The sequence below is a fragment of the Polaromonas sp. P1_G2 genome, assembly GCF_056405515.1.
Genome location: NZ_JBFUBY010000808.1, coordinates 1 through 550 on the forward strand (window position 1 = coordinate 1; position 550 = coordinate 550).

At 59.3% G+C, this 550-nt stretch carries 1 protein-coding gene; it reads right to left on the bottom strand.

Annotation, left to right across the window (positions count from 1 at the left end):
* Window positions 1–550: ABC transporter permease (locus tag AC1D0P_RS27715; protein WP_477679664.1), on the bottom strand; the 550-nt coding region annotated here is incomplete at both ends.

Genomic DNA, 550 nt, shown 5'->3' on the forward strand with positions numbered 1-550 from the left:
GCCCGGACACGATCACACCCAGCGGATTGAGCCGACCGAGGAAGGCGACAATGATGGCGGTGAAGCCATAACCGGGCGAGATCGACGGCTGCAGTTGACCCATGACACCAGACACTTCGCAGATGCCGGCAAGGCCGGCCAGCGCGCCGGAGAGCAGCATCGAGAACCACACCATGCCCGAGGCGGAAAAACCGGCAAACCGCCCTGCCCGCGATGACTGGCCCAGAACCTTGATCTGATAGCCCTTCAGCATGAATTCCATCATGAACCAGAGCAGGATGCAGGCGACGATGGCAAAGACGAAACCCCAATGCGCGTTGCCCGAATCCTCCCAGATGGGCGGCAGGACGGCCGATGGATTGAATGTCCGGCTTTCGGGAAAATTCTGGCCTTCCGGATTGCGCCAGGGGCCACGCACGAGATAGTCGAGGAAAAGCTGCGCGATATAGACCAGCATCAGGCTGGTGAGGATTTCGTTGGTGTTGAATTTTGTCTTCAAAAGCGCCGGGATCGACGCATAAAACGCCCCGCCGATCATGCCGAGGATGAG